This window comes from Moorena sp. SIO3I6 (assembly GCF_010672095.1).
This window is the reverse complement of sequence record NZ_JAAHHU010001310.1, coordinates 1-1,434: the sequence shown is the minus strand read 5'-3', so window position 1 is coordinate 1,434 and position 1,434 is coordinate 1. Positions and strand designations below refer to the sequence as shown.

Annotated in this window: 1 protein-coding gene and 1 pseudogene; both read left to right on the top strand. The window is 43.8% G+C overall.

Annotated elements, in window-relative coordinates; genetic code table 11:
- The first annotated feature begins 358 nt into the window (after positions 1 to 358).
- A pseudogene (locus F6K49_RS48860) lies at positions 359 to 934 on the top strand (IS607 family transposase).
- A partial coding sequence (locus tag F6K49_RS54090; RefSeq protein ID WP_366514357.1) for a helix-turn-helix domain-containing protein occupies positions 816 to 1,434 on the top strand: 619 nt, incomplete at its 3' end. The pseudogene F6K49_RS48860 and the gene F6K49_RS54090, both read left to right, overlap by 119 nt.

Sequence of the window (1,434 nt, the reverse complement as noted above, 5' to 3'; positions counted from 1 at the left end):
CGATGAGTCATGCCCAACCGCCCCTAGAATTTATCCGACAAGCTATAGTTGACCTGACTCATGAGCTGCAAACCTCTATGCAAAGTCTGATCATAACTTGACAATATTCTCTGAATAAGTAATAATAGAAAACATTATTTTTATCCTTAACGTAAAGTTAATCAAAGTGGGCTTTTGGTTAACTTTACGTTAAGGTTTGGACTGTGACTATCCTGAGTCCACTCAACCTCAATCTCAAGAGTCTGGCTTGCTAGAGGTCAGACTGTAGCTAATAGATGATTATTTTTCCGGCAGTGTCTGGGATTCATCGGCAGACTCTGGTACGAGTATATAGAAAGCCAATTATTACTAACCGCCGATGCGTTATGTTCCACCCCGAAAGGCTTGCGAAATCCTTGGAGTATCAGAGCGAACACTCCGATACTGGGATCAAGCAGGAAAAATCAAAACCATTAGAACTCCAAGTAATCAACGGAGGTACGATGTTGACTCCGTTGTTGGACAAGTCCCAAACAAGCCAGCCGTCATCTACGCCAGGGTTTCAAGCAAAAAACCAAAAGACGACCTCGAAAGGCAAGCGGCGTTCTGCCAAGGGCAATTCCCGGAAGCAGAAATCATCTTTGACATCGGCTGAGGACTCAACTACAAGCGAAAAGGTCTTAAAACCTTATTGGGACGGGTCATGTCAAGAGATATCAGCCTGGTTGTGGTCCCACACAAAGACCGTAGGCCACGATTCTGATTTGAACTTATCGAATGGTATGTTACGCAAAACGGTGGTAAGATCTTGGTTCTCAACCAGTCAGACCTATCTTATGAGCGAGAGATGGTGGAGGATATCCTCGCCATTGTCCATGTCTTCAGTTGCCGACTCTACGGTCTCAGGAAGTACAAAACTGCTATCAAAGAAGATCCGAGTTTACCCGGGAACTGAACTGAAGCTTAAATGGAGAACTTGGATTAACGCAGCTAGATGGTGTTACAACAAAGCAATCGCCATCCTCAAAACTACAAAAATTGGGAAGTATGACCTCAGGAAAAAGGTGATGTTAGATGTTCCTGAATGGGTAAATCAAACTCCCTACAACCCTAGACAATTAGCAGTGTTTCAAGCTTTTGAAGCGCACAAAGCTGCTATTAAATCTGGTGGTCATACTAAGTTTAGGCGGTACTGCGATCCAGTCCAATCTATTCGATTCCAAAAGTCTAATTTCTCCAAAGGTGTCTTTTATCCTAGACAGACCAAAGGATTAACGTTCACTAGCAGTGAACCACTCCCTGAGCAAATGACTCACGAGCCGATACTTAGCATTGATCGAGGTCGGTGGTTTATTAGCTTTGCCGTTGAATCAGACCAAGATAATTTCCCTATCCCTCAAAAAGCAATCGCCTTAGACCCAGGGGTGAGGAGCTTTTTAACTGGATTTGATGGCA